24 protein-coding genes and 1 pseudogene are annotated in these 25,776 nt (G+C 70.0%); 13 read left to right on the plus strand and 12 right to left on the minus strand.

The features are described 5' to 3' along the window. Positions 1-73: 73 nt before the first annotated feature. Positions 74-1,093: an aldo/keto reductase gene (locus OG223_RS17005; RefSeq protein WP_329248834.1), complete on the minus strand. Its 1,020-nt coding sequence runs from the start codon at positions 1,091-1,093 to the stop codon at positions 74-76. Further along, complete coding sequence (locus OG223_RS17010) at positions 1,090-1,554, minus strand: MerR family transcriptional regulator (protein ID WP_329248837.1); 465 nt, start codon at positions 1,552-1,554, stop codon at positions 1,090-1,092. The genes OG223_RS17005 and OG223_RS17010 overlap by 4 nt, the downstream gene beginning before the upstream one ends. A gap of 97 nt (positions 1,555-1,651) precedes the next feature. Here OG223_RS17010 and OG223_RS17015 point away from each other — a divergent pair. Then, a pseudogene (locus OG223_RS17015) lies at positions 1,652-2,121 on the plus strand (GNAT family N-acetyltransferase). An 18-nt stretch (positions 2,122-2,139) separates the two neighbouring features. Continuing rightward, positions 2,140-2,955 (plus strand): serine hydrolase domain-containing protein, encoded by an 816-nt coding sequence (locus OG223_RS17020; RefSeq protein WP_329248839.1) that lies wholly within the window; start codon positions 2,140-2,142, stop codon positions 2,953-2,955. Here OG223_RS17020 and OG223_RS17025 read toward each other — a convergent pair. Beyond that, on the minus strand, positions 2,952-3,602 hold the full coding sequence (locus tag OG223_RS17025) for a pirin family protein (protein WP_329265313.1): 651 nt from the start codon (positions 3,600-3,602) through the stop codon (positions 2,952-2,954). The genes OG223_RS17020 and OG223_RS17025 overlap by 4 nt on opposite strands. A gap of 281 nt (positions 3,603-3,883) precedes the next feature. On the opposite strand from OG223_RS17025, the gene fasR reads away from it, so the two are divergent. The 6 genes from fasR (at position 3,884) to OG223_RS17055 (ending at position 11,563) form a co-directional block, all read left to right on the plus strand. Continuing rightward, positions 3,884-5,089, plus strand: coding sequence for a fatty acid biosynthesis transcriptional regulator FasR (gene fasR, locus OG223_RS17030; RefSeq protein ID WP_329248842.1), 1,206 nt, complete (start codon positions 3,884-3,886; stop codon positions 5,087-5,089). A gap of 89 nt (positions 5,090-5,178) precedes the next feature. Then, positions 5,179-6,096: an ACP S-malonyltransferase gene (locus OG223_RS17035; protein WP_329248844.1), complete on the plus strand. Its 918-nt coding sequence runs from the start codon at positions 5,179-5,181 to the stop codon at positions 6,094-6,096. Between the two features lie 17 nt (positions 6,097-6,113). Continuing rightward, on the plus strand, positions 6,114-7,112 hold the full coding sequence (locus tag OG223_RS17040; RefSeq protein WP_329248846.1) for a ketoacyl-ACP synthase III: 999 nt from the start codon (positions 6,114-6,116) through the stop codon (positions 7,110-7,112). Positions 7,113-7,217: 105 nt separating this feature from the next. Then, positions 7,218-7,466, plus strand: a complete 249-nt coding sequence (locus tag OG223_RS17045; RefSeq protein WP_019067091.1) for an acyl carrier protein — start codon at positions 7,218-7,220, stop codon at positions 7,464-7,466. A 115-nt stretch (positions 7,467-7,581) separates the two neighbouring features. Further along, on the plus strand, positions 7,582-8,853 hold the full coding sequence (locus OG223_RS17050; protein ID WP_329248849.1) for a beta-ketoacyl-[acyl-carrier-protein] synthase family protein: 1,272 nt from the start codon (positions 7,582-7,584) through the stop codon (positions 8,851-8,853). 85 nt (positions 8,854-8,938) lie between these two features. Continuing rightward, on the plus strand, positions 8,939-11,563 hold the full coding sequence (locus tag OG223_RS17055; RefSeq protein WP_329248852.1) for a hypothetical protein: 2,625 nt from the start codon (positions 8,939-8,941) through the stop codon (positions 11,561-11,563). Positions 11,564-11,570: 7 nt separating this feature from the next. On the opposite strand, the gene OG223_RS17060 is transcribed toward OG223_RS17055, so the two are convergent. The 3 genes from OG223_RS17060 to OG223_RS17070 form a co-directional block, all read right to left on the minus strand. After that, complete coding sequence (locus OG223_RS17060; protein ID WP_329248856.1) at positions 11,571-12,500, minus strand: hypothetical protein; 930 nt, start codon at positions 12,498-12,500, stop codon at positions 11,571-11,573. A gap of 116 nt (positions 12,501-12,616) precedes the next feature. Continuing rightward, entirely contained in the window at positions 12,617-13,111 is a 495-nt protein-coding gene (locus OG223_RS17065) for a DUF3145 domain-containing protein (RefSeq protein WP_329248858.1), read from the minus strand. Between the two features lie 276 nt (positions 13,112-13,387). Continuing rightward, positions 13,388-14,602: an RNA-guided endonuclease InsQ/TnpB family protein gene (locus OG223_RS17070; protein WP_329265315.1), complete on the minus strand. Its 1,215-nt coding sequence runs from the start codon at positions 14,600-14,602 to the stop codon at positions 13,388-13,390. Positions 14,603-14,786: 184 nt separating this feature from the next. Here OG223_RS17070 and OG223_RS17075 point away from each other — a divergent pair, with 184 nt between their 5' ends. Both OG223_RS17075 and OG223_RS17080 read left to right on the plus strand, forming a co-directional pair. Further along, positions 14,787-15,686 (plus strand): SGNH/GDSL hydrolase family protein, encoded by a 900-nt coding sequence (locus OG223_RS17075; protein ID WP_329248861.1) that lies wholly within the window; start codon positions 14,787-14,789, stop codon positions 15,684-15,686. 10 nt (positions 15,687-15,696) lie between these two features. Next, on the plus strand, positions 15,697-16,677 hold the full coding sequence (locus OG223_RS17080) for an aldose epimerase family protein (RefSeq protein ID WP_329248864.1): 981 nt from the start codon (positions 15,697-15,699) through the stop codon (positions 16,675-16,677). Positions 16,678-16,760: 83 nt separating this feature from the next. Here OG223_RS17080 and OG223_RS17085 read toward each other — a convergent pair whose 3' ends face one another. After that, positions 16,761-19,208, minus strand: a complete 2,448-nt coding sequence (locus OG223_RS17085) for a glycoside hydrolase family 3 protein (RefSeq protein ID WP_329248868.1) — start codon at positions 19,206-19,208, stop codon at positions 16,761-16,763. A 119-nt stretch (positions 19,209-19,327) separates the two neighbouring features. Here OG223_RS17085 and OG223_RS17090 point away from each other — a divergent pair, with 119 nt between their 5' ends. After that, positions 19,328-19,921: a TetR/AcrR family transcriptional regulator gene (locus OG223_RS17090; RefSeq protein WP_329248871.1), complete on the plus strand. Its 594-nt coding sequence runs from the start codon at positions 19,328-19,330 to the stop codon at positions 19,919-19,921. A gap of 83 nt (positions 19,922-20,004) precedes the next feature. On the opposite strand, the gene OG223_RS17095 is transcribed toward OG223_RS17090, so the two are convergent. The 4 genes from OG223_RS17095 to OG223_RS17110 form a co-directional block, all read right to left on the minus strand. Continuing rightward, on the minus strand, positions 20,005-20,991 hold the full coding sequence (locus tag OG223_RS17095) for a CU044_5270 family protein (RefSeq protein WP_329248874.1): 987 nt from the start codon (positions 20,989-20,991) through the stop codon (positions 20,005-20,007). Next, positions 20,988-21,638 carry an RNA polymerase sigma factor gene (locus OG223_RS17100; RefSeq protein ID WP_329248877.1) on the minus strand — a complete coding sequence of 217 codons (651 nt, stop codon included), beginning with the start codon at positions 21,636-21,638 and terminating at the stop codon, positions 20,988-20,990. The genes OG223_RS17095 and OG223_RS17100 overlap by 4 nt, the downstream gene beginning before the upstream one ends. Before the next feature lie 94 nt (positions 21,639-21,732). After that, positions 21,733-22,080: a YrdB family protein gene (locus OG223_RS17105; protein WP_329248880.1), complete on the minus strand. Its 348-nt coding sequence runs from the start codon at positions 22,078-22,080 to the stop codon at positions 21,733-21,735. Positions 22,081-22,105: 25 nt separating this feature from the next. Beyond that, a complete protein-coding gene (locus OG223_RS17110) occupies positions 22,106-22,495 on the minus strand; it encodes a RidA family protein (RefSeq protein ID WP_329248883.1) in 390 nt (129 codons plus the stop codon). 49 nt (positions 22,496-22,544) lie between these two features. Between OG223_RS17110 and OG223_RS17115 the strand changes: the two genes are divergently transcribed. Further along, complete coding sequence (locus OG223_RS17115) at positions 22,545-23,492, plus strand: LysR family transcriptional regulator (protein WP_329248885.1); 948 nt, start codon at positions 22,545-22,547, stop codon at positions 23,490-23,492. A gap of 118 nt (positions 23,493-23,610) precedes the next feature. Continuing rightward, positions 23,611-24,882, plus strand: a complete 1,272-nt coding sequence (locus OG223_RS17120) for a pyroglutamyl-peptidase I family protein (RefSeq protein WP_329248888.1) — start codon at positions 23,611-23,613, stop codon at positions 24,880-24,882. Between the two features lie 76 nt (positions 24,883-24,958). On the opposite strand, the gene OG223_RS17125 is transcribed toward OG223_RS17120, so the two are convergent. Continuing rightward, positions 24,959-25,762 carry an EI24 domain-containing protein gene (locus tag OG223_RS17125; RefSeq protein ID WP_329248891.1) on the minus strand — a complete coding sequence of 268 codons (804 nt, stop codon included), beginning with the start codon at positions 25,760-25,762 and terminating at the stop codon, positions 24,959-24,961. Positions 25,763-25,776: the final 14 nt, after the last annotated feature.

Raw genomic sequence — 25,776 nt, forward strand, 5'->3', positions numbered from 1 at the left:
TCGCGCCCACGCGGCGGAGCCGCAAATGTCACAGCCCCGCGCCCCTAAAGGGGCGCATCCCGCCAGGCGTTTGTCAGTTCTCCCTGCTTGTCGATGCGAAGGTCATGTCCGCGTAGCGGTCCCCCGCCACCTTGCCGGCGATCGGCTCCAGGAGGGACAGCTCGGTATCCGTCAGGACGATCCTGGTCGCTGCCGTGTTCTCCTCCACCCGGCCCGGCTTGGTCGTGCCCGGGATGGGGATGATCGGCAGGCCGTGGACCTGGGCGCGCTGTTGGACCCAGGCGAGGGCGATCTGGCCGAGGGAGGCTCCGTGTGCCTCGGCGACCGTCCGCACCGGCTCCAGGAGGGCGCCGTTGGCGGCCGCGTTCTCGCCGGTGAAGCGGGGCTGGGTGCGGCGGAAGTCGCCCTCCGTCAGGTCCTGTTCGGCGTTCGAGAAGGAACCGGTGAGGAAGCCACGGCCCAGCGGTGAGTACGGTACGACCGCCACGCCCAGCTTGGCGGCGGCGCCGACCAGGCTGATCTCGACGTCACGGCTGAACAGCGACCACTCCGACTGCACGGCGGCGATCGGGTGCACGGCGTGGGCCGCCCGCAGCTCCGCGCCCGTGATCTCGCTCAGCCCGAGGTGCTTGACCTTGCCCTCGCGGACCAGCTCCGCCATCGCGCCGACGGTGTCCTCGATGGGGATCTTCGGGTCACGGCGGTGCATGTAGTAGAGGTCGATGGTGTCGATGCCGAGGCGGTCGAGGCTGGCCTCCACGGCCTGGCGGATGTACGGGCGGTCGTTGCGGATGACGCGCCGGGTCGGCTCGCCCGGCGGGATCGACAGGGCGAACTTGGTGGCGACGACGACCTGGTCGCGGTGCGCCTTGAAGAACGGCGACAGGAACCGCTCGTTCTCCCCCATGCCGTACGCGTCGGCCGTGTCGTACAGGGTCACGCCCAGTTCCAGCGCGCGGTCCAGGGCGGCCAGCGACTGCTTCGCGTCCGCGGGGCCGTAGGCGAAGCTCATGCCCATGCAGCCGAGGCCCTGGACGCCGACCGCGGGGCCGGCCGCGCCGAGTCGTGCGGTCGGGATCGTGGTGTCGGTCATCCGGCTTTCTCCTTCTCGAACGCGTGGCCGGCTTCGCCGTAGAAGGCGATCTTCCGGTCGAGTACGGCGAGGGTGTCGTGCAGTTCGGCGATCCTGGCCAGGACGTCCCGGCGGGTCGCCTCCAGCAGGTCGAAGCGGTCGCCGTAGGTGTGGTCGCCCTCGCGGACCAGTTCGGCGTAGCGGACCATGTCGGCGACCGGCATGCCGGTGAGGCGGAGCTTGCCGACGAGGTCGAGCCAGTCGAGGTCGCGGTTGCTGTAGCGGCGCTGGCCGGTGTGCGAGCGGTCGATGTGCGGCATCAGGCCGATGCGCTCGTACCAGCGCAGGGTGTGTGCCGTCAGGCCGGTGAACGCGACGACCTCGCTGATCGTGTAGCTGTCCGCGCCGTCCGGACGCCGCTCGCCCTGCGGCGGGCCCGCGCAGGTGTCGGTCCTGGTACCCGTGGTCTCCATCACCGTCATGACGACCACGCTATGGCCTTGGAGTGCACTCGAAGCAAGCGGAACCGGTAAGAAATCGGCGGGACGGTCCGGGGGCGCGGTGGATAGCGTGCGGGTCATGAGTCTCGTACGACGGGCAGCCCCCGACGATGCCGCCGAACTACTGCGACTGCGCCAGGTGATGATCGACTCGATGGCGGGATCGGACCCCGGCACGGACTGGCACGCGGAGTCACTGCCGACGCTACTGGAGAAGCTGGCCTCGGACGAGGACTTCGGGGCCTTCGTCGTCGAGCATCCGGAGCGGCCCGGGGCGCTGGCGGCCCTCGTGGTCGGGACCCTCGAATACCGGATCGGGAAGGCCGGCAACCCGCACGGCAAGGTCGGGTACGTGTTCAGCGTGGCCACCGACCCGGACGCGCGGCGTCGTGGGTACGCGCGCGCGCGTGCATGGAGGAGCTGCTGGCCTGGTTCGGCGAGCGCGGCGCCCGGCGCGTCCACCTGACCGCGTCCCAGGACGCCGGGCCGCTGTACGCCTCCCTCGGTTTCGAGCCCAAGCCGGACCCTTTGATGGAGCTGAAGCTCTGACCGCTTAGGCTCGACGGCATGTCCCTGCAGAGCCTCGCGCTGATCGAGAACTGGCCGGTGCCGACCGCCGCGGCGGGTGTCGTACGGGCCGACGGAACCGTCCTCGGCACCCACGGCCCGGCCGACCACCGCTTCCCGCTCGCCTCGGTCACCAAGCCGCTCGCGGCGTACGCGGCCCTCGTCGCGTACGAGGAGGGCGCGATCGAACTGGACGAACCGGCGGGCCCGCCCGGCGCCACCGTCCGCCATCTCCTCGCCCACACCTCGGGGTTGGCCTTCGACGAACACCGTGTGACGGCTCCGCCCGGGCAGCGCCGCCTGTACTCGAACGCGGGCTTCGAGCAACTCGGCGACCACCTCGCGAAGGCGACGGAGATCCCGTTCGCGGACTACCTGCACCAGGCGGTGCTGGCCCCGCTCGGCATGAACTCGACCTCGCTGCAAGGCTCCCCGGCGAAGGACGGCATCTCGACAGTCACCGACCTCCTCCGCTTCGCCGCCGAACTCCAGGCCCCGCGCCTCCTCGACCCCCGCACGGTCGCCGAGGCGATGACGGTCCAGTACCCCGGCACCAAGGGCGTGTTGCCCGGCTACGGCCACCAGAACCCCAACGACTGGGGCCTCGGCTTCGAGATCCGCGACTCCAAGTCCCCGCACTGGACCGGCAGTTCGTCCTCCCCGCGCACCTTCGGCCACTTCGGCCAGTCCGGTACGTTCCTGTGGATCGACCCGGTCGCGGACGCGGGGTGCGTGGCCCTGACGGACCGGGCGTTCGGGGCGTGGGCGGTCGAGGCGTGGCCGGCCTTCACGGACGCGGTGCTCGCGGAGCTCTAGAGCATCTCCCACATCAACAGCTCGGCCCCGGTCGCCGCCTGCACCACCAGATCCCGCGCATCCGTGATCCGCGCGGCATCCCCCGGCCCCAACTTCTCGCCGCCCAGGCTCACTTCGCCCCGCACCACATGCACGTACACATGCACCGCATCCGGTACGGCCGTACGCTCCCCCGGCGTGAGCCGACGCACGTGCAGCATCGCGCCCGCCTCCGGCACCGCGTACGGAGTGGAGTCCGCGATGCCGTGGACGATCCCGTACGACGGTTCGCCGCCGGGTTCCAGGGGGGCGAACCACATCTGCACGAAGGTCAGGGGCGAGTCGCTGTCGTTGCGCTCGACGTGCCGTACGCCCGCGCCCGAGCTGAGGCGCTGGACGTCTCCGGGGCGGACGCGGGTGAGGTGGCCGGTGGAGTCGCGGTGGCTCAGCTCCCCTTCCACGACCCAGGTGATGATCTCCGTGTGGCTGTGCGGGTGTTCGTCGAAACCGGCACCGGGGGCGAGCCGCTCCTCGTTGCAGGCGATGACCGCGCCGAACCGGAGGTTGTCGGGGTCGTAGTGCGGCCCGAAGGAGAAGGCATGCCACGACTCGATCCCGGCCCCCGGGTCACCCCCTGGGTAGCGCTCGGCGGAACGCCGTACGTCCATCACGACCAATACGTTAGCCCTGCGGGGCACCGATCCGTTTCCCTACGGCGTCCAGCCCGACCGGGTCGAGCGGCTGGTGCACTTCTCGGCCTACCGAGTCGGGTGGTGGGTGCACTTCTTGGCCCACCGAGTCGGGTGGTGGGTGGGCATAGGCCCGGGGGTCTGGGGGCGGAGCCCCCGGGGACGCCGACCGAAACCCCGACCCAGGCGCCCGGCACCGTAAAGCCCGGCGCAGCCACCCGCACCGCACACCCCCGCCCGGATAAGGCAGTCTTGTCCCCGTGCCCGAACCAGAAACCAGCAGACCCGCAGGCCCCGCCCCCCGAGCCCACTCGCACCCGGCGACTCTGAAGCGGCTGGAGCAGTCGTCCGGGAGTCTCGCCGCCCAGGCCATCGCGCGCATGGACGAGACGCTGTCGTGGTACCGGGCGATGCCACCGGAGAACCGTTCCTGGATCGGACTGGTCGCGCAGGCCGGTATCGCCGCCTTCACCGAGTGGTTCCGGCATCCCGACGCGCCGCAGGCCATCTCCACCGACGTGTTCGGGACCGCGCCCCGCGAACTGACCCGGGCCATCACACTCCGCCAGACCGTCGAGATGGTGCGCACCACCATCGAGGTCATGGAGTCCGCGATCGACGAGGTGGCCGCCCCTGGCGACGAGTCCGTGCTGCGCGAGGCGCTTCTCGTGTACGCCCGGGAGATCGCCTTCGCGACCGCCCAGGTGTACGCGCAGGCCGCCGAGGCGCGGGGCGCGTGGGACGCCCGGCTGGAGTCGCTCGTCGTGAACGCCGTGCTGAGCGGTGAGGCCGACGAGGGGGCGGTCAGCCGAGCCGCGGCTCTGGGGTGGAGCTCGCCCGAGCATGTCTGTGTGGTGCTGGGGACCGCGCCCGACGGCGACAGTGAACTGACCGTGGAGGCGATCCGGCGGGCCGCCCGGCACGCCAAGCTCCAGGTGCTCACCGGGGTGCTCGGGGACCGGCTCGTCGTCATCGCCGGCGGCAGCGACAATCCGCTCGCCGTCGCCAAGTCGCTGATCGGCCCTTATGCGGCCGGTCCCGTGGTCGCGGGGCCGATCGTGCCCGACCTGCTGGCCGCGACCCGGTCCGCACAGGCCGCCGCCGCCGGGCTCAAGGCGTGCTCCGCCTGGCAGGACGCGCCGCGCCCGGTACTGGCGGACGACCTGCTTCCGGAACGCGCGATGGCCGGTGACCCCAGCGCCCGGGACCAGTTGGTGGAGGAGATCTACAGACCGCTGGAGGAGGCCGGGTCCGCGCTCCTGGAGACACTCAGTGTCTATCTGGAGCAGGCGAGTAGCCTCGAAGGTGCCGCGCGGATGCTGTTCGTGCATCCCAACACCGTGCGCTACCGGCTTCGACGTGTGACTGACGTCACCGGCTGGTCGCCATCCGATGTACGGTCCGCGTTCACGCTGCGGATCGCGCTGATCCTGGGGCGTCTGGCCGATGGAGATCCCCAGAACTAGCCTTTTGTCGGGGCTCCACAAAACCCCTTCCCGTTCTTCGTCCCTGTCCCCACGGGCGGCCGTGCCCGTCCCCAAGAGAGAGTGTGAGAGTGCTCGTACTCGTCGCTCCCGGCCAGGGCGCCCAGACGCCCGGCTTCCTGACTCCCTGGCTCGACCTCCCCGGTGTCGAGGACCGTCTGCGTGCCCTCTCGGCCGCCGTCGACCTCGATCTGGTGCACTACGGCACGGACGCCGACGCGGACGAGATCCGTGACACCGCCGTCGCCCAGCCGCTGCTCGTCGCCGCCGGACTGGTCTCCGCCGCGGCACTCGGTGACGTGGCGCCGGGCGCGGTGGCCGGTCACAGCGTCGGCGAATTCACCGCCGCCGTCCTCGCGGGCGTCCTGGACGACACGGCCGCCCTGACCCTCGTACGCAAGCGTGGTCTGGCGATGGCCGAGGCCGCCGCGATCACCGCGACCGGGATGTCGGCGCTGCTCGGCGGCGACCCGGACACCACGGTCGCGCATCTGGAGAAGCTGGGCCTGACCCCGGCGAACGTGAACGGCGCGGGCCAGATCGTGGCCGCCGGCACGCTGGAGCAGCTCGCCGCCCTGGAGGCCGACAAGCCCGAGGGTGTGCGGCGGGTCGTGGCGCTGAAGGTGGCCGGCGCGTTCCACACGCGGCACATGGGCCCGGCGGTCGACACGCTCGCCAAGGCCGCGCAGGAACTGGCCCCGGCCGACCCGAAGATCACGTACGTCTCGAACAAGGACGGCAAGGCCGTCGCCACCGGTGCCGAGGTGCTGGACCGGCTGGTCGGCCAGGTCGCCAACCCGGTCCGCTGGGACCTGTGCATGGAGACCTTCAAGGAGCTGGGCGTCACCGCGCTCCTGGAGGTGTGCCCCGGCGGCACCCTGACCGGCCTCGCCAAGCGCGCCCTGCCCGGCGTGAAGACGCTGGCCCTGAAGACCCCGGACGACCTCGACGCGGCCCGCGAGCTCATCGCCGAGCACGCCAACGCCTGAAGAAGGAGCCGTAGGAAATGTCGACGAAGATCAAGCCGAGCAAGGGCGCACCGTACGCGCGCATCCTCGGCGTGGGCGGCTACCGTCCGGTCCGTGTCGTCCCGAACGAGGTGATCCTGGAGACGATCGACTCGTCCGACGAGTGGATCCGCTCGCGCTCGGGCATCGAGACCCGGCACTGGGCGAACGACGAGGAGACCGTCGCCGCGATGTCCATCGAGGCGTCCGGCAAGGCGATCGCGGACGCGGGGATCTCCGCCGAGCAGATCGGCGGCGTGATCGTCTCCACGGTCTCGCACTTCAAGCAGACCCCGGCCGTGGCGACGGAGATCGCGGACAAGCTCGGCACGAACAAGGCCGCCGCGTTCGACATCTCGGCGGGCTGCGCGGGCTTCGGCTACGGCCTGACCCTCGCCAAGGGCATGGTCGTCGAAGGCAGCGCCGAGTACGTGCTGGTCATCGGCGTGGAGCGGCTGTCCGACCTGACCGACCTGGAGGACCGCGCGACGGCCTTCCTGTTCGGTGACGGCGCGGGCGCGGTCGTGGTGGGCCCCGCGAAGGAGCCGCACATCGGCCCGACCGTGTGGGGTTCGGAGGGCGACAAGTCGGACACCATCAAGCAGACCGTGCCGTGGACCGAGTACGACAGCACGGGCAAGTTCCCTGCGATCACGCAGGAGGGCCAGGCGGTGTTCCGCTGGGCCGTGTTCGAGATGGCGAAGGTCGCCCAGCAGGCGCTGGACGCGGCCGGGATCACCCCGGACGAACTGGATGTCTTCATTCCCCACCAGGCCAACGAGCGGATCATCGACTCGATGGTGAAGACGCTGAAACTGCCGGAGCACGTCACGGTCGCGCGTGACGTACGCACCACCGGCAACACCTCGGCCGCCTCGATTCCGCTCGCTATGGAGCGGCTTCTGGCGACCGGCGAGGCCAAGAGCGGCGACACCGCGCTCGTCATCGGCTTCGGGGCGGGTCTTGTGTACGCCGCGACGGTCGTTACCCTCCCCTAGGCACTCCGTGCCGGATCATCATCGGATCCGGTACGGCTGAACTCACCCGCCGCTGCCGCGGCGGGAACGCCACACCCTCTGGATCACAAAGAAGGAGCGCCTGACATGGCCGCCACTCAGGAAGAGATCGTCGCCGGTCTCGCCGACATCGTGAACGAGATCGCCGGCATCCCGGTTGAGGACGTCCAGCTGGACAAGTCCTTCACCGACGACCTGGACGTCGACTCGCTGTCCATGGTCGAGGTCGTCGTCGCCGCCGAAGAGCGCTTCGACGTCAAGATCCCCGACGAGGACGTCAAGAACCTCAAGACGGTCGGCGACGCGACCGACTACATCCTCAAGAACCAGGGCTGAGCCACCTCGTAGGCCCGGACCACCTGGTCCGAGCCACCTGGTAGGCCCGGCTGCATGGCCCCGCCACCCGGCGGTGGCGCCGCTTAATCCTCGTACCGTTGGAGAGAGAATTCCCGTGAGCCCGACCAATCGCACCGTGGTCGTCACCGGTATCGGCGCAACCACACCGCTGGGTGGCGACGCAGCCTCGACCTGGGAGGGTCTGATCGCCGGCAAGTCCGGTGTGAAGCCCCTGGAGCAGGAGTGGGCCGCCGAGCAGGCGGTCCGTATCGCCGCGCCGGCCGCCGTGGACCCCTCCGAGGTCATCCCGCGTCCGCAGGCCCGCCGCCTGGACCGCTCGGCGCAGTTCGCGCTGATCGCGGCCAAGGAGGCCTGGGCGGACGCCGGCTTCACCGACAAGGCCGGTGAGGACGCGGCGGTCGACCCCGACCGTCTGGGCACCGTCATCGCCTCCGGCATCGGCGGTGTGACGACCCTGCTCGACCAGTACGACGTGCTGAAGGAGAAGGGCGTCCGCCGCGTCTCCCCGCACACCGTCCCCATGCTGATGCCGAACGGCCCGTCCGCCAACGTGGGTCTGCTCGTCGGCGCCCGCGCGGGCGTGCACACGCCGGTCTCCGCGTGCGCCTCCGGCGCCGAGGCCATCGGCTACGCCATCGAGATGATCCGCACCGGCCGCGCCGACGTCGTGGTCGCGGGTGGCACGGAGGCGGCCATCCACCCCCTCCCCATCGCCGCGTTCGGCAACATGATGGCGATGTCCAAGAACAACGACGACCCACAGGGTGCCTCGCGTCCCTACGACACCGGCCGCGACGGCTTCGTCCTCGGCGAGGGCGCCGGCGTCCTGGTCCTGGAGTCCGCCGAGCACGCCGCGAAGCGCGGTGCCCGGGTGTACGCCGAGGCGGTCGGGCAGGGCATCTCCGCCGACGGCCACGACATCGTGCAGCCGGAGCCGGAGGGGCGCGGCATCTCGCAGGCCCTGCGGAACCTGATGGACAACACCGACCTGGACGCGGCGGAGATCGTGCACGTGAACGCGCACGCGACGTCGACGCCGGCGGGCGACGTGGCCGAACTGAAGGCGCTGCGCAAGGTGTTCGGCGACGACGCGGACCACATGGCTGTCTCGGCCACGAAGTCCATGACCGGGCATCTGCTGGGTGGTGCGGGCGGTGTCGAGTCGGTCGCGACCGTGCTCGCGCTGTACAACCGGATCGCTCCGCCGACCATCAACGTCGAGAACCTCGACCCGGAGGCGGAGGCCAACGCGGACGTCGTTCGCGGCGAGGCTCGTAAGTTGCCGGTCGAGGGACGTATCGCCGCGCTGAACGACTCGTTCGGGTTCGGTGGGCACAACGTGGTGCTGGCGTTCCGGACGGTCTGAACTCCCTTGCCCGCATGAGGTTTTAGGCGGCCTGTCTCTCTCTTTCACCACCTTGAGAGGCAGGCCGCCTCCTATGCTGGAACGCATGGGCAAGGGGGGACGGCTCGCGCTGGTCATCGGGTCACAGTGCGAGAGCCTGGGCCTTGGGAAACACCTGGAGTCCCTGGAGACGGCAGCCGGCGAGCTGGACGAGGCGGTGCGGCGGCCTGCCATCGGCGGCTGCTCCCACGCTCTGCCAGAGCTCGATGGCCCCTTACTCAACCCAAGCCGGGACAAGCTCAACGGAGCCCTGGTCGACGCGTTCGATCGCGCCGACCGGGAACGCGCAGTCCTGGTCCTCGCCTATATCGGCCATGGCCTGCGCACAGATGACGAGTACTACGTCCTACCGCGAGATGCCGAGGAAGACCTCGGAGCTCGGATTCATCCCTATCCGCTGGTCACCGCGATAGGACGCTTCCTCTCCGCGCGCACTCGGCTCCAGGGGCTGATTCTGCTGCTGGACACCTGTGACGCGGGGCAGGGTGCGGTGACCGCGGCGAAGCGGTGGCTCGTGCTCAACGAGAGGGACATGGACCGCCGCTTCCACCTGCTCACCTCGTCCAGCCTGGAGCCGTCGTACGAGTGCGCGTTCTCCCGGGAGACCGCGCGCATTCTGCGCCACGGCACCGTTCGCTGCGACCCGCTGCTGTACTGCCGCGACATCCGCGCGAGCGTCGTGGAACGAGACGTCCTGGAGCACCAGCCGGTCGTGCTGGACTACAACGGCAGCTCCGGGGCCTCCGAACTGTGGCTCGCGCGCAACCAGGCACCCCGCCCGCTTGCCCGGGAGCTGCGGAACTTCCAGGCGACACCGGACGTGGACCGGGTGGTGGCCGCCACGACAACGCAGACCGTGACCATGGTGCAAGCGTCGGCAGGCTCCGGAAAGACCACTCTGCTGACCGCACTGACTCGGCCCGAACTCAGCAAGGACATTCCCGGGGGGTTCATTCACGCTCTGCATGAACTACGGCCGGCCGATGACGTCAACAGCGTGGCAAGGTCATTGGCCCGCCAACTCCGGACAAGCGTGCCGGGCTTCGCCGACGTCTATGTCGACGGGCCGGACGGAGGCAACAAGCAGTCGTTGCTGAACGCGTTGGACCAGCTTCACGAAAGGGTGCCGATCGAGCAGCTTTCGTTCCGTATCGCCCTCGACGGCCTCGACCAGTTGCGGCAGTCGGTGCTGCCCGAAATCCGCGACCTGGTCACCGAACTGATCTACCGTCAGGGCTATCAGCAGACCCGGTCCATACTCGGCATGCGCGTCCTGCTCTCCGGTCGGCCGGCGGCCGCCCCGACATGGTGGGAGTTCACGACCGTAGAGCTGTCGGCCGCTCACGAGAACCAGATCACGGCCTATCTGACGAGACGTGGAATCGGAGATTACGTCCACCGGCACGTGATCGAACGGAGCGGGGGCAACTGGCTGGTGGTCACCCTGCTCGCCGACTGGCTGGAGGACTACGATCTCGACACACTCCCGGACGACACCGACGGCACGTACACCCAGCGGCTGCACAAGATCCTGGGCGACGAATCCTGGGAGGACTCGGTCGTCAGAGCCGTCCTGACCGTGCTGACCTCCGCCGCGTCCGCTACCGGGGCCGTCGCCGTCCCAGAGCCCTTACTCCTCCAGGCTGTGGCCCGTCTCCGCCGTTCCGCCACTCCGAAACTCGTGAAGGGCACCCTGCAACGCCTCAGTCGGCTCGTCATCACTCGCCCGCTGGATGATGAGAAGCAGTCCTACGCTTTGTTCCACCCCACGCTGTCCCAGTATCTGGCCTCCGGGAAAGCGCGTCCCGGGGCGGAGTTCGGCGTGGACGTCGCAGCCGGCCACAGAGCCTTGGGCCAAGCGCTGCGCGAACTCGCTCCCCGAGGGAGGCAGATCGACGGAGACCCTCTCTACGACTATGCCGCCGAGGCGGAGGCCACTCACTTCTGGGAGCAGGACGACCCCAACGGAGTGGTGCAGTCTCTGGTCGACCGGGTTTCCGCAGTACCCGAGACCAATCTCCTGCGCTGGTCGAGCTGGCTCGTCCGGTTCAAGAAGACGTTGGGACCTTACGACCTCGCTGTCCTCAACGCGCAGGGAGGCGTCGCCCACTGGACCGAGATGTGCGGCCATCACGCCACCGCACGGAAGCTCTACGAGGAACTCGCCGCCGACTGCCAGGACGCTCTGGACCCTCGGCGTCCGAACGCCTCCCACCATCCTGACGCCGAGGAGATCCTCCAAGTCGGTGCGCTCGCCGCGGACTGGTTGGGCGTTGACGATCCCGCCATGGCGTGCCTCCTCTACCTCAAACTGGAGAAGGAATGTGGGCGCGTCCTGGGCCCGGAGCACTTGGTCACGCTGACCACCCGAAACAACGCCGCTTCCTGGATGCGCCAGGCCGGCGACCCTGCCCGAGCCCTGTTCCGGTTTCGCACGCTCGTGGCGGACATCGAGCGAATCCCGGGATTATCGGGCAGCCACCTTCAGCTCACAGCGCGCAACGGCGTCGCGACGTGTCTGAACGCGACCGGCAAGGTCACCGAGGCTCTCGCGAGTTGGGGCACACTGCTCGTGGAGATCGAGCGGCACCAAGGAGAGGACGCCGCCCTCGCAGGGAACGTGCGCGAGAGCATGTTCCAGGTGCTCCGTCCCCTGGTCACGGCCAACTGACGTCCGCCTACCGGGGCTCCAGAGTCTCTCGAACCGCCTGTCCCGTCTGCCGCTTCGTCAGGTATGCCTGGGCGCTGTGCGGGTCGTCCTCACCGTTGTCCAGCGTCCAGTCCGACTCAAGAACGCCACGAGGATCGGCGAAGCGTTTGGCGAGGTCCGGCTCCGCCGCGATCACATCGTCCTTGTCGGCAAGGTTGACCCACCGCCCCACCAGCTCAGGGACCTGATGTTCACCTTCCAACCGGTCGTGGACGAGTGTCCGCAGGCCGAGCGGGGAACCGAGAGTCAGCAGCAGCGGAAGCTCTCCCTCCAAGCGGAGAGCAGCCTCGTACGCGGCCACCGACCCGAGAGAGTGCCCCACCAGGATTCTCGTCTCGGGACCGATCAGGTCGGCGATCCGCTGCTGCACTTCCTCGTATACGGAGGGTTCGGTCATGTAGCGCGTGACCTGGACCAAGGACTTGTTGACGAAGCGCTGCGCGAAACCCATGCCCAGCCGGCTGAACCACTTGAGCCGAGCGAGCCCGTTCACCGCCGCCCGTCCCGCCGACCTGCGGCCCTGCCGCCCTTCGTCTCCGCCCTCGATGTCGTGGAGGACCGTCCGCGCGATACGCCGGTCACCGGGCTCGGGAGCTCGGTCGCGCGCGTTACGAAGCCATTCGAGAGCCAGGGCGTCGGTGAGTTCCCGCTGGGTCTCGGTGAGTTCGGCCGGATCCTCAGCAGCTCCTTGAGCCCCCTTCTGCAGAAAGACATCGCCGTAGAACGCCATACGGGATTCCAGCCGACCCGGTCGGGCACTGCGCCACAATGCGTCGGCAAGCCCTGCACCGCCGGCAGTTCGCACCCCGCCGGCCAAGTCGGGCAGCCATTCCTTTTCCAGGGTGTCGGCCGACTTCTGCTCCTGAGCGATTCCGTGCACCAGGACGATCTCCGCCATCCCGCCCCCTCATCCCGTCGAACCGCCGCGATCGGCGGACTACGAGGGTGTCACGTCATCGACATCCTGTCCCTGGTTCGCGTGTGCCCCCACCCGCGACCGGGACGGCAAAGCCCCTAGACCACCTGGTGCAGCCAGCGCACCGGTGCGCCCTCGCCCGCGTACCGGAACGGCTCCAACTCGTCGTCCCAGGGCTTGCCGAGGAGCTTGGCGATCTCGGACTCCAGGTTGGTCTCGCCCTGTTGGGAGCGGGTGAGCGCCGCGCGGAGGCGGTCCTCCGGGATCAGGATGTCGCCGTGGATGCCGGTGACGGCGTGGAAGATGCCCAGGTCGGGGGTGCAGCTATAGCGCTCGCCCTCGGCGGTGGGGCAGGGCTCGGCAGTGACCTCGAAGCGGAGGAGGTGCCAGCCGCGGAGGGCCGACGCCAGCTTGGACGCCGTTCCTACCTCTGCCTGCCAGGAGAATTCGGAGCGCCAGGTTCCGGGGGCGGCGGGCTGGCGGATCCAGTCGAGGCTGACGCGTGTGCCGAGCACCCCGGCGACGGCCCACTCGACGTGCGGGCACAGCGCGCGCGGCGCGGAGTGCACGTACAGAACTCCACGTGTCGTCACCGGGACCTCCGGACAGAGCGGGGCATCTTGCAGACTGGCGAACGGCGGCGGCAGGGCAGCCACGTTGAGGGCGAGGCTACCGTGCGGCGGCGCGCGGAGTGTGACGTACCGTCCGTCCTGGTACCAGGAAACGCTGCCATTCACCCATGGGGACGCTTGTACGGGGGTGTGCCGTTGCATCGGGCGGATGCGGAACTCTGGCGCGTTGTCAGTTGGTTGTTGTGATGGGTTGAGACCGTTGTGACTCCTCCACCCCCCAATCGGGGTGGCTTCTCGCTATGCCTGGTTGGCGTCGCGACGGACCAGCCCGGCCCGTAAAACGTTGGTCGCTCCGACGACGTCGGCGTGTGCCCGGTGGCCGCACGAGAGGCAGTGGAACTTCTCCTGGGTGGGCCGGTTCTCCTTGGCGGTGTGCCCGCATTCGGGGCACATGCGGGAGGTGTTGCGGGGGTCCACGGCCGTTACTTCCCGCCCGGCGCTTTCAGCCTTTGCGTTCAGAATCGCTAGGAACACCCCCCAACCGGCGTCAGCGATCGAACGGTTCAGCCCGGCCTTGCTCGCGGCCCCGTTCGGCAGGAAACCGCCCGGCTTCTCGGGGTCCGGCTTCGGGGCGGGAGCCTTGCTCATGTTGCGGATCTTGAGGTCTTCGTGCGCGATGAAGTCGTGCTCACGAACCAGGCCGAGCGCGGTCTTGTGCGCGTGGTCGAGCCGCTGGCGGCGTACCTTGCCGTGGAGCTTGGCGACGTTGTCCACAGCGTGCTGATGGTTGCGGGTACGGTCCTTGGCCCTGCGGCGCGGAAAGCGGCTCAGGGCCTGCTGCGCGACTTCGAGCTTTGCGGCCGCCTTGCGCGCGTGGCGCGGGTTGGCGATGTGCCCGCCGTTGGAATCAGTGAGGAACGAGGCAATACCGAGGTCGATGCCGACTACTGAGCCGGTCGCGGGCAGCGGCTCAGGCCGGCGCTGCTCGGCGGTCAGCACGACAAACCACTTACGGCCCTCGCGCTTGACCGACACGGTCTTGACCTTGCCGACCACCGCGCGGTGCTGGTTGACCTTGACGTGCCCGACGCCCTGGAAGCGGACCCGGGTCGCGGGGTCGTGCGGAGTGGAGTCCCACCGGCAGCCGTCCCCGTCCTTCGGGAAGTCCACCGTGACGAACCGGTTCACCCCACGGAAGCGCGGGTACCCGGGCCTGTCCCCGGCTTTGATCCGACGGAAGAACGCGGTGAACGCCTTGTCCAACCGGCGCAATGTCGCCTGCTGCGAGGAGAAGGACCAGCGCCCCTGCCGCTCGGGGTCAAAAGCCCGGATGTCCTTGAGTTGTCCGGACTGCTGCCCGTACTTCACGCTCGTCTTCGAGGCGTGTCGGTAGGCGTCGCGACGTTCCTGCAAGGCAGCGTTGTAGAGGGAGCAGTGATCGCTCAGCATCTCGCTCAGCGCGACTTGCTGGCCCACGGTGGGCCGCATGAGGAACTTGTACGCACGGATCATCCAGCCCACCCCCTTCCGGTCGAAATTCTCGAATTTATTACACTTGGTGTTTGTTACCAAGTACCGGCGTGCAGTCCTCAACGACGACATGCTGACACGCTGCGAAGAGATCATGCGGAACGTGCACCTTCTTCCTGGGATCGGATTCCCTCCGCAGAGAGGGGTGGAGGGGATGGCTCTCAACATGCGAATCCGACGTCTTCGTTCACGGGCCGCGCTCGCCCTCGTGACGGCTGCCGTGCTGGGCGCGGCCGGCTGTGACGGGAGCGGGGGTGCGTCCTCCGGTACCCACAGCAAGAGCGGTACGGCGGCCAAGGCGAAGCCCGCTCCGTTGTGGGACCCCAGTCCGTCCTCGGTGGCGGCGGTCGGTGACTCCATCACCCGTGGTTTCGACGCCTGTACGGTCCTGTCGGACTGCCCGGAGGTGTCCTGGGCGACCGGCAGTTCGGCCTCGGTCGACAGTCTCGCCGTACGGCTGCTGGGGAAGGCGGGCGCGGCGGAGCGCAGTTGGAACTACGCGGAGACCGGGGCGCGGATGGCCGACCTGCCCGCGCAGATGGGTCAAGCGGCGGCGCGCAGGCCGCAGTTGGTCACGGTGATGGTGGGGGCCAATGACGCCTGCCGGGCCTCGACCTCGGCGATGACCTCCGTGGCCGACTTCCGTGCCGAGTTCGAGGAGTCGCTGAAGACGCTGCGGCGGGCACTGCCGAAGACGCAGGTCTACGTCGCGAGCGTGCCGAATCTCAAGCGGCTCTGGTCGCAGGGGCGGGCGAGCCCGCTGGGCAAGGAGGTGTGGAAGCTGGGCATCTGTCCCTCGATGCTGGCCGACGCGGACGCCCTGGACTCGGCGGCGACCGAGCGGCGGGACACGGTGCTGGACCGGGTGGAGGCGTACAACAAGGTCCTGGAGCAGGTGTGCGCCACGGACGAGCGGTGCCGTTTCGACGGGGGCGCGGTCTACGACTACCGCTTCGGCACGGACCAGTTGAGCCACTGGGACTGGTTCCACCCCAGCACGGACGGCCAGGCACGGCTGGCCGAGATCGCCTACCGTCGCGTCATCGCGCGCACCCCCGTGACCTAGGGTTTCCCTCATGAGCGAACTTTTCGGCACCCTTCCCGACGGCACGCCCGTGCACCGCTGGACGCTGGAGCGGGCCGGTGTGCGGGTGCGGGTGCTGTCGTACGGCGGGATCGTGCAGTCGGTGGAGGTGCCGGACCGGGACGGGCACGCGGCGGACGTGGTGCTCGGGTTCGCGGAGCTGGACGGCTATCTCGCGCACCCGGAGCCGTATCTCGGCGCGCTGGTCGGGCGGTACGCGAACCGGATCGCGGGCGGGCGTTTCACGCTGGAGGGTGTCACGTACTCGCTGGCGCAGAACAACGCGCCCAACTCCCTGCACGGCGGTGAGCACGGCTTCGACAAGCGGGTGTGGGACGTCGAGCCGGTCGAGCACGGGGTGCGGCTCAGCCGGGTCAGCGGGCACGGCGAGGAGGGTTTTCCGGGGCGGCTCGCCGTCTCGGCGACGTACACGCTGGACGTGTCGGGCGCGCTGCGCATCGCCTACGAGGCGACGACGGACGCGCCGACCGTCGTGAACCTCACGAACCACAGCTACTTCGACCTGGGCGGCGCGGGCGGCTCCGGCGGCGCCAGCGGTCATGAACTGCGGCTCGCCGCCTCGCGGTTCACTCCCGTCGACGCCGACCTGATCCCGACCGGCGCGCTCGACGACGTGACGGGCACGCGCTTCGACTTCCGCCAGGCGCGGAAGGTGGGCTCCGGCTACGACCACAACTTCGTGCTGGACAAGGGCCCGACCCCGGCCGCCGTCGAGATCGCCGAGCTGTACGACCCGGCGTCCGGGCGGGTGCTGACGGTGGCGACGACCGAGCCCGGCATCCAGCTCTACACCGGTGAGCATCTGGGCGAGCCGTTCGGCCCGGGGGCCGGGATCGCCCTGGAGACCCAGCACTTCCCGGACTCGCCGAACCGCCCGGAGTTCCCGAGCACGGAGCTGCGCCCGGGCGAGAGCTACCGCTCGGAGACGGTGTACGGCTTCTCGGCCCACTGATCGTGGTGGGGCGGGCATGAATGAGCCCCGGTCCAGGGGTCAGGTCCCGGACCGGGGCTGTCTGAGAGGGACGGTGTCCCGGGTCAGACGTTAATCGTCGTCGCGACCCTGCGGTCGGTGATCGAGCGTCCGGCCTGGATCTCGTACGAACCCTTTACAACTGCCCACGCGTTCGCCGTCTCATCCCAGATCTCGAAAGCCCGGCGCGGAAGTTCGACGAGCACGTCGACGCTCTCGCCGGGACCGGCCTCGACACCGGCGAATCCGGCCAGCCAGCGGGCCGGACGCTCCGGGTCGGCGTCGGTCGGGGCGAGATAGACCTGGACGACCTCACGGCCGTGCCGGGTACCGGAGTTGGTGACGCGGACGGTGACGGACGTACTGTCGCCGTCGCTCCCCGCGTCGGTGCCCGCCTTGATCTCGTCGTAGGTCCAGTCGGTGTAGCCGAGGCCGTGCCCGAAGGGGTACGACGGGCTGCGGCCCTCCTTCTCCCAGGCGCGGTAGCCGATGAACACGCCCTCGGTGTACGGGAGTTCGCCGTTCTCGGGGACGACCTGGGTGACCGGGGCGTCGGTCAGGGAGCCCCAGGTGGTGGGGAGGCGGCCGCCGGGTTCGTGGGCGCCGGTGAGGACGTCGGCGAGGGCGGCGCCGCCCTCCTGGCCGGGGAACCAGGTAAGCAGGACGGCGGCGACCTCGTCGCGCCAGGGCAGTTCGACCGGGGAGCCGGAGTTGACGATCACGACGGTGTTCGGGTTGGCGGCGGCGACGGCGTGCACCAAGTCGTCCTGGCGGCCGGGCAGTCGGAGGTCCGTGCGGTCGTAGCCCTCCGATTCGACGCGCTCGGTGGTGGCGACCACGACGACGGCGGCGCTGGCGGCGCGGGCCGACTCGACGGCCTCGGCGATGAGTTCGTCCGGGTCGCGCTGGGGTTCCTGGTGGACGAGTGTGAAGCCGATGACCTTGAGTGCGCGGTTCTCGGCGAAGCTCACGACGTAGGTCAGGGACACCTCGACCGGGGTGCCGGCGGTGAGTTCGACGCGGGCCCGGGGTTCGGGGGCGCCGAAGAAGGAGCTGAACGGGTCGTCCTTGAGCGGGCGTTGGACGTCGTCGTAGTACGTCGTGCCGTCGACGGTGAGGGTGAAGGCGCCAAGGCCCTTGATGCCGAAGGTGTGTTGGCCGGTGTCGCGCGGGGTGAAGGTGCCGGTGAGTTCGACGGTGCGGAGGGTGTCGTGGGTGACGCCCTCGGGAAGGTCCGCACCCATCCACCGGAGTTGCCCGCTGGGCACGGAGGCGCTGCCGATGACGGCACCTTCGGTGTCCCGGCAGATCGCGCGCAGCTCGAACCCCTTGTCGGCGGCGGCGAGTTCGGTGTTCGGGTCGGCGCCGACGGCGTAGCTCAGGGTGCCTTCGGGGAGGGCGGCGGTGAGGCCGTCGAGCGGGGAGACGACCCGGGGCGGGAAGACGATGGCGGAGCCGCCGCCGAGGACGCGGGCGTCGCGGGCGGCGGCGCCGATGAGCGCGACGGTGCCGTTCGGCTTCAGCGGGAGGGCGTCGTTCTGGTTCCGTACGAGGACGAAGGAGCGGCGGGCGATCTCGCGGGCGACGGCCTCGCCGTCGACGGGGGACGGGAGTCGGTCCTGTGCCACGACGGGCTCGGCGCCGTCCAGGATGCCGACGCGGGCGGCGAGCCGCAGCACGTTCCGTACGGCGGCGTCGACGGTGGCCTCCGCGACCTCGCCGGCGCGCACGGCCCGGGCGAGGGCCTCGCCGTAGACGGTCTTCGGGCCGGGCATGGCCAGGTCGAGGCCGCCCTCGATGGTGCCGACGGTGGAGCGGGCGGCGGTCCAGTCGGAGACGTTGACGCCGTCGAAGCCCCATTCGCCGCGCAGGATCTCGTTCACCAGGCGGCGGTGCTCGGTCATCGTGGTGCCGTTGACCGTGTTGTAGGCGGTCATGACGCCCCAGGGGCGGGCGTGCTCGACGATGAGCTCGAAGGGGGCCAAGTACAGCTCGCGCAGCGCGCGTTGGGAGATGAGGTTGTCGACGGTGAAGCGGTCGGTCTCGGCGTCGTTGGCGACGAAGTGCTTGACGGTGGTGCCGACTCCGCCTTCCTGTACGCCCGTTACGTATCCGGCGCCGATCCGCCCGGTGAGGTAGGGGTCCTCGCTGTACGCCTCGAAGTGCCGCCCGCCGAGCGGGGAGCGGTGCAGGTTGACGGTCGGGGCGAGGAGCACGTGGACGCCCTTGCGGCGGGCCTCCTGGGCGAGCAACGTGCCCGCGCGGTGGGCGAGTCCGGGGTCCCAGGTGGCGGCGAGGGCGGTGGGGGACGGCAGTGCGACGGAGGGGTCGTCGGCGGTCCAGCGCACGCCCCGGACGCCGATCGGGCCGTCGGACATGACGAGGGAGCCCAGGCCGATCTCCGGGAGCGCGGGCAGCGACCACATGTCCTGACCGGCGAGCAGCCGCGTCTTGGCGTCCAGGTCGAGCCTGCCGAGTGCCGCCTCGACGACTGCTTCACGGGGTCCCGCCATCGCGGTGCCTCCTCGTTGAGTCCGTGTGGTGCCTCCAGGTGGTGCGTGCTTCCATCGTGCATCGATTGCCTGTTGAGCGGTAGGTTTCGTGACCTTGCTGTTATGTGAACTGTCGCGGGGTGTCGTACGGTGACGCCATGAACGCCACGAACTCCAGGACCCGGCGCGAGGAGCGGCGCGCCGAGATCGTGCGGGCGGCGCTGGAGGTGATCGCCGAGCGCGGCTACCGGGGCGCGAGCCTGGCGGCGGTGGCCGAGCGGGTCGGGCTGACCCAGCAGGGCCTGCTGCACTACTTCCCCACGAAGGACGCGCTGCTCGTCGCCGTCCTGGAGGAGCGGGACCAGTGGGACGCCGTACCGAACAGCGGGTGGCGGGTCGACCTGCTGGCCTCGCTGGTCGAGTACAACGCGATGCGGCCCGCGATCATCCAGACCTTCTCCGCGCTCCTCGGTGAGAGCGTCACGGAGGGGCATCCGGCGCGGGGCTACTTCACCGAGCGGTACGGCCGGGTGCGGGCGAGCATGGCGGGGGTGCTGCGCGCCGAGTACGGCGACCGGCTGCCGAACGGGCTGACACCCGAGCGGGCGGCTCCGCTGCTGGTCGCGGTGATGGACGGGTTGCAGTACCAGTGGCTGCTGGATCCGGAGTCGGTGGACATGCCGGGGGCGTTCCGGGACTTCTTGGCGCTGTTGGGCGAGGGCTCGGGTTCGTGAGGTTCTCCGAGGGCGAGGATCTGTCGGCCATGACGTGCGAGAAGGGGCGCCCGCTGTAGCGGACGCCCCTTCGGCCGGCTCGGTCAGGATGCGCTGTTCGGCACCTCACCCGTCTTGTCCGCGACGCCGACTCCCAGGAGGGCGGCGTCGGTTGTGCCGAGGTAGCCGAGGCCCGACGCGTCGAAGACCCAGGCGTAACCCTTCGGGGCGCCGGTGAAGGTGAGGCCGACGCCGTCGCGTCCGGCGGCGTCCTCGACGTGGTCCACGACGTGTACGCCCGGGAGTTGGGCCAGTGCGCGGTAGATCGCGGCGCTGAGGTCGGGCAGCAGGGTGGCGTCGCCGATGATGGCGCCGAGGTCCTCGACGACAACTTCCGTACGGCGGGCGGGCTTTACGTTGCCGGCGTCGGCGGAGAGCTTCTTCAGCAGGGCGTCGGGGTCGGTGGGCAGGGCCTGGAGCTGCTGGAAGGTGAGGTATCCGGCGCCGCTCATGGTCATGGTCATCTTCTTGGCGGGGTCGGCGAGCGCGACGCCCGTGCGCAGCCCGTCGGCCTTCCCGTCCACCGCGTCCCACTGCTCCTGCCGGACGGCTCCCGGGTACGCCTTCACGGAGCTGGGCTTCTTGTTCTTGGCGAGTTCTTCCGGAGTGCTGAAGTCGACGCCCAACTCGGCCGCCGATCCCTGGGACTTGGTGTAGATGAACTGGTCGCCGCGGGCGGTGACCAGCGGGCGAGCGGCTGCGGCCAGGGCGATGCGGTCCAGTAGTCGGGCGGCCTTCTGATGGTCGGCGGCGGCCGTACCGGACGTGTTCTCCCGTGTGTTGTCCACGACGACCACGCCCAGGCCGACGGCGGCGGCGAGGGCGAGCGGCGCGGCGACGAGCACGAGGCGTCGGCGGGCGGGACGCCTGGGTGCGATGGCCGTCGTGGCGGACTGCTCGCGGGCGGTCTCGTGTTCGTGGGTGATGTGCTGCATCAGGTGTTCCCTCAGTACGCGGTGGCGGTCCCGCGAGAGCACCGGACGGCCCGGGGCGGGCAGCAACTCGGCCAGTTCCTGGGGGTCGGTGTTCATCGCTTCTCCTGCGTGGACGTGTGGGTGGACCGAGCCGCCTGGTGGCGGCTACCCGGTGACTGTCCGACCGCGGCCGGGCGTTGCGTTCCGTGTGTGAGTTCGCGTTCGAGTTCGCGCTCGGTGAGCTTGCGCAGGCGTTTGCGCGCCCGCGATAGCCGGGAGCGTACGGTGCCGACGGCGACGCCCAGGGCCTCGGCGGCCGTGGTGGCGTCCAGCCCCTCCCACACGCACAGCGTGAACACCTCGCGCTCCCCACGCCGCAGCAGGCTCAACGCCCGCTGCGCGGCGGCCAGTTCCTCGGTGTCCGCGAGGCGCCGTGTCACCTCGTCGGCGAAGTCCGGCACGGGGCCGGGAGGCGGAATCCTGGAGAGCGCGGCCTGGTGTCTTCGCGCGGCCCGCGCGGTGTTGCGGGCGACGTTCGTCGCGATCCCCAGCAGCCACGGACGCAGACTGTCCTCCCCCGCCAACACCCGCTCCCGCAGCCGCCACGCCTCCAGGAACGTCAGCGACACGATGTCGTCGGCGACACCCCAGTTGCCGGTCATCCGCACGGCATGCCGGTGCACCACCGCAGCGTGCTCGTCGAAAAGATGCCTGAAGGCGTCCGGGTCGCCGTCCCGCACACGGGCGCGCAGTGAATTCTCCACACCCGTCCCTGTCCGCCGCGCGGACCGCGCTGCGGTGACCCGCGTCACACAACTGGGTTCAGATCATGGCCTGTTACTGCTGCCGCTGCTCCTGCTACTGCCGCCAGACGACAGCGAGCGTCTTGCTCACCACGCACACGAGGGCGAGGACGAGGGCCCAGTCGTAGGACCCGGCGAGCACCAGCGCGGCAACCCCGGCACCGAACCACACCACCTCGAACCCGACCCGGCCGGCGCCCCGCACCTTGTACCTGGCCTTCGGCGAACCGCACACCCCCCACAGCACGGCGAGCACCGCGGGCCCACCGAGCCCGAGCAGCCAGGTCAGCGGTGTGGCGATGTCCCGCGTGAACCCCCAGTAGCCGACGGCCACGAGGACGCCGAGTTCGATGGCGAAGAGGACGCCGAGGTTCGCTGCCTTCGCTGTCTTCGTTGCCGTCATGGGCGGCAGTATCACCCGGCGGGGGTCACTCCGTCCCGCGCACCGCGGCCACGACCTCCACCTCGATCAACGCCTCCGGCCGGAACAGTCGCGGCACCTCGAAGGTCATGCTGGTGGGCGGGGTGCCGGTGAGGAACTTCCTTCGTACGGTGCCGTATTCGTCGAGTTTGGTGATGTCGGTCAGGTAGGTGCGGATGTTGATGATGTCGGCGAGGGTCGCGCCGTGGGCCTTGAGGAGGGCGGCGATGGTTTCGAAGACGGCCCGTGTCTGGTCGGTGAGGGTGGTGCCCTCGGCGATCTGGCCGGAGAGGAACAACAGGGCGCTGCCGTCGGCGTGTTGGACGCGGGCGACCTGGGAGTAGTAGGGGCTCAGGGGCTGGGGCGCGGAGGCGGGGTTGTCCAGGGTGACGTGCATGGCGTCGACGCTAGGTCCGGCCCCGGGGTGCGACAAGCGAATGTCTAGCATGGCTGACATGCCGACCCCGCATGACAGTTCGCCGGACGACCCGCTTCCCGAGCTCTCCACCGTCTGGTTGCGGGTGTTTCTGGAGGTCGCCCGGCACGGGTCGTTCACCGTGGCGGCGCGGGTGTTGGGGTGGACGCAGTCCGCGGTGTCGCGGCAGATCTCCTCGCTGGAGGGCGCGCTCGGTGGGGCGCCGATGTTCGACCGGTTGCCGCGGGGCGTGCGGCTCACGGAGGCCGGGCGGGTGTTCGTGCCGCATGCCGAGGCCGTCGTCGAGGTGCTGCACGGGGCCGGGCGGGAGTTGGCGGCGCTGCGTGAAGTGGCCGGTGGGCGGGTGCGGTTCGGGGCGTTCGCCAGCGCGGACTCGGCGCTGGTGCCGCGCGCCCTCGCAGCGTTCCGGGACCGGCATCCGGGCGTACGGCTGTCTCGCGAGGAGGGCCTCACCCCGCGCCTACTGGAGCGGCTGGCGGCCGGCCGTCTCGACCTGGCGATCGTCTCCACGACGGGACGGGCCTCGCTCGACGCCTACGAACTCCACCATCTCCTCGACGAGTCGCTGTACGTGGCCGTGCCCGCCGGTCACCCCCTCGCGGGGCAGGGACCGGTCCGGCTCGCCCAACTCGCCGACGCCGACTGGATATCCGGCAGCCACCGCCCCGAGGGCACCCTCCTCGACGCGGCCCTGCGGCAGGGGTTCCGTCCGCGTATCGCCCATGTCGTCGCCGAGTGGACCGCGAAGGAGGGGTACGTCGCCGCGGGCCTCGGCGTGACCCTGGTCCCGGCCCTCGCGGCCGGCTCCGTACGACCGGACATCGTGCTGCTGCCGGTGCTGGACGAAGGGGCACCGGCGCGGGCGGTGTACGCGGCGACGGTGCGGGGGCGGTCGTTGTCGGCGGCGGGGGCGGCGTTCGTGGGGGTGCTGCGGGAGGTGGCGGCGCGGGAGTCCTGAGTCCCGCCGTGCAGACGGCCGTACGCACGATGGCGTATCTCCCGCCCGTCAGGCGATACTGCGGCCGTCCGGTACCCGCCAGCCACGCTCCCCACAGCGACGGAAGGTCCCAACTGCCTTGAAATCCATACGTGTTCGCATCGGTTTCCTCGGACTCACCCTGTTGGCGGGGCTTTCGGCCCCCACGACCGCCTCCGCGGCGACCACTGCCACCGCCACCGCCACGCCGACCGTGGAGGAGCAGCGGCTCGGCAAAGCCGTTCCGCAGGAGATTCTCAAGCGGTCCGGATTCGACACCGTGACACCGGCGTTCACCCGCGCCCTCGAAGCCGCGCACAGTTACGCGCAGGCCCGCCGCGTCGTCGTACGCGAAGGAACCGCGTTGTGGCGGCGGGCAGTTGACCGGGCGCAGGGGCGGGGGCCGGCCGGTGGGGATCTCAGTCGGGACGACGATCGGCCGTTGTACTGGGCGCGGTTGGGGATGACCCGGGAAGTACGGGCCTGGGAGCCGGAGTTCGGGGTCACGGACGGTCAACGGGCCGCGCTGCTGTCCGAGTTGGAGCGGACTTCGCGCGGGCAGAGCAGTATCCGGTATCCGCAGGAGAAGGGGCTCAAGCGCATCCTGGTGACCGGCTTCGACCCGTTCACGCTGGACCAGGACATCCGGATCTCCAATCCGTCCGGGGCCACCGCGCTCGCCCTCGACGGCACGGTGATCCAGACCGCGGACGGTCCGGCGCGGATCGAGACGGCCATGTTCCCGGTGCGGTGGGCCGACTTCGCGGAGGGAACCGTGGAGCGGACGCTGCGGCCGTATCTGCCGAAGGTGGACCTGTTCACGACCGTCAGCCAGGGACGGGTCGGCCGGTTCGACGTCGAGCGGACCAACGGGGCCTGGCGGGGCGGATATCCGGACAACGACACTGTGTCGCGGACGGAGACGATCCCCGTCGCCGACCCGGCCTCGCAGCCCCAGTGGACGTCGACGACCCTGCCGTACAAGGCGATTGTGGCCGCCGCCACCGGGCGTTTCCCCGTCTACGACCACACCGACGTGACGGAGATTCCGGCGGGCGGCACCACTCCCGTCGTACGGCCGGACGGGCCGACCGCGGGGTCCACGGCCCGGTCCGGGGGCGGTGGCAACTATCTCTCCAACGAGATCGCCTACCGGGCCACGCTGCTGCGGGACCGGCTCGGGCTGCACGACTCACTGCCCGGTGGTCATATCCACACGCCGGTACTGCAGTTCGGGACGGGGAACACGGACCCGGCGACGGGGGCGATCACCGATCCGGAGTTCATACGGAACAGGGTGGACATCATCGCGCAGGTCAGGGCGATGGTGACGGTGGCGATGGACACGGCGGCTGGTCAACCGGGTTCGTAGGCGCCCGGTACCGGTGCGGGCCGAAGCGGGGGCTGCCGCCCCCCACACCCCCGCTTCGGCCTGAACGGCCTCGCCCTCAATCGCCGGACGGGCTGGACGGGCCGACGTCCTCGCCCTCCTGAAGAGTTCCCTCGGTCTCCTCCCCCAGCAGGTCCCGCGCCATCATCGTCGCCCCCGCCACCGCCCCCGGCATCAGGAACACCGCGACGAACGGGACCAGGAAGGAGAGGCCGAGGGGGGTGCCGAAGCCCCAGATCAGGGTTTTGCGGGAGCGGAGGAGGGTGAGGCGGGCGCGGAGGTCGATGCCTCGGCGCTGGAGGGCCACCGCCGTCAGCTCCTCCGTGAGGAAGAAGCCCGTGACGAAGAAGCCGATCACCGGGATGAACGTCTGGCCTATGAACGGAACGAAGCCCAGGGCGAAGAGAAGGACGCCCCACAGCAGCGCGCGGACCAGGATGCGGAGGCTGTCGCGGGCCGAGATCCACAGTTCGTGCCAGAGGGGGAGGCCCGATTCGGGGGCCGTGCCGTCCGGGGAGACGTCCCGGTCGACCTTCTCGGAGAGGGTCTCGTAGAAGGGCTGCCCTATGAGCAGCGTGACGGCGGTGAAGGTCAACACCGAGAGCAGCAGGGCCAGTACGAACAGGACCACCGTGAGGAAGCCGCGGAACAGACCCTGCCACGGGCTCGACCAGTCGTCCGCGAAGGGCGTCGTCCAGGTGACGAAGTCCTCGCCCCACAGGGCCAGTGCCACCAGCACCGCCACGTACAGGACCAGCGTGATCAGGCCGGGGATCAGCCCGAAGCCGTACTGGCGCCCATGCCGGGCCATCCAGCGCTGGCCCTTCAGGAGATAGCCGAATCCCGCCCCAAGATCACGCATGGGAGAGACTTTAC

The organism is Streptomyces sp. NBC_01478, assembly GCF_036227225.1.
Lineage (GTDB): Bacteria > Actinomycetota > Actinomycetes > Streptomycetales > Streptomycetaceae > Streptomyces.

Coding starts and splice junctions, on each gene's coding strand:
- OG223_RS17005 (WP_329248834.1), bottom strand. CDS start 1,093: ATGACCGACACCACGATCCCGACCGCACGACTCGGCGCGGCCGGCCCC.
- OG223_RS17020 (WP_329248839.1), top strand. CDS start 2,140: ATGTCCCTGCAGAGCCTCGCGCTGATCGAGAACTGGCCGGTGCCGACC.
- OG223_RS17040 (WP_329248846.1), top strand. CDS start 6,114: ATGTCGACGAAGATCAAGCCGAGCAAGGGCGCACCGTACGCGCGCATC.
- OG223_RS17110 (WP_329248883.1), bottom strand. CDS start 22,495: ATGCACGTCACCCTGGACAACCCCGCCTCCGCGCCCCAGCCCCTGAGC.
- OG223_RS17025 (WP_329265313.1), bottom strand. CDS start 3,602: ATGGACGTACGGCGTTCCGCCGAGCGCTACCCAGGGGGTGACCCGGGG.
- OG223_RS17075 (WP_329248861.1), top strand. CDS start 14,787: ATGCGAATCCGACGTCTTCGTTCACGGGCCGCGCTCGCCCTCGTGACG.
- OG223_RS17115 (WP_329248885.1), top strand. CDS start 22,545: ATGGCTGACATGCCGACCCCGCATGACAGTTCGCCGGACGACCCGCTT.
- OG223_RS17060 (WP_329248856.1), bottom strand. CDS start 12,500: ATGGCGGAGATCGTCCTGGTGCACGGAATCGCTCAGGAGCAGAAGTCG.
- OG223_RS17080 (WP_329248864.1), top strand. CDS start 15,697: ATGAGCGAACTTTTCGGCACCCTTCCCGACGGCACGCCCGTGCACCGC.
- OG223_RS17070 (WP_329265315.1), bottom strand. CDS start 14,602: ATGATCCGTGCGTACAAGTTCCTCATGCGGCCCACCGTGGGCCAGCAA.
- OG223_RS17095 (WP_329248874.1), bottom strand. CDS start 20,991: ATGAACACCGACCCCCAGGAACTGGCCGAGTTGCTGCCCGCCCCGGGC.
- OG223_RS17085 (WP_329248868.1), bottom strand. CDS start 19,208: ATGGCGGGACCCCGTGAAGCAGTCGTCGAGGCGGCACTCGGCAGGCTC.
- OG223_RS17055 (WP_329248852.1), top strand. CDS start 8,939: ATGGGCAAGGGGGGACGGCTCGCGCTGGTCATCGGGTCACAGTGCGAG.
- OG223_RS17045 (WP_019067091.1), top strand. CDS start 7,218: ATGGCCGCCACTCAGGAAGAGATCGTCGCCGGTCTCGCCGACATCGTG.
- OG223_RS17105 (WP_329248880.1), bottom strand. CDS start 22,080: ATGACGGCAACGAAGACAGCGAAGGCAGCGAACCTCGGCGTCCTCTTC.
- OG223_RS17125 (WP_329248891.1), bottom strand. CDS start 25,762: ATGCGTGATCTTGGGGCGGGATTCGGCTATCTCCTGAAGGGCCAGCGC.
- OG223_RS17010 (WP_329248837.1), bottom strand. CDS start 1,554: ATGACGGTGATGGAGACCACGGGTACCAGGACCGACACCTGCGCGGGC.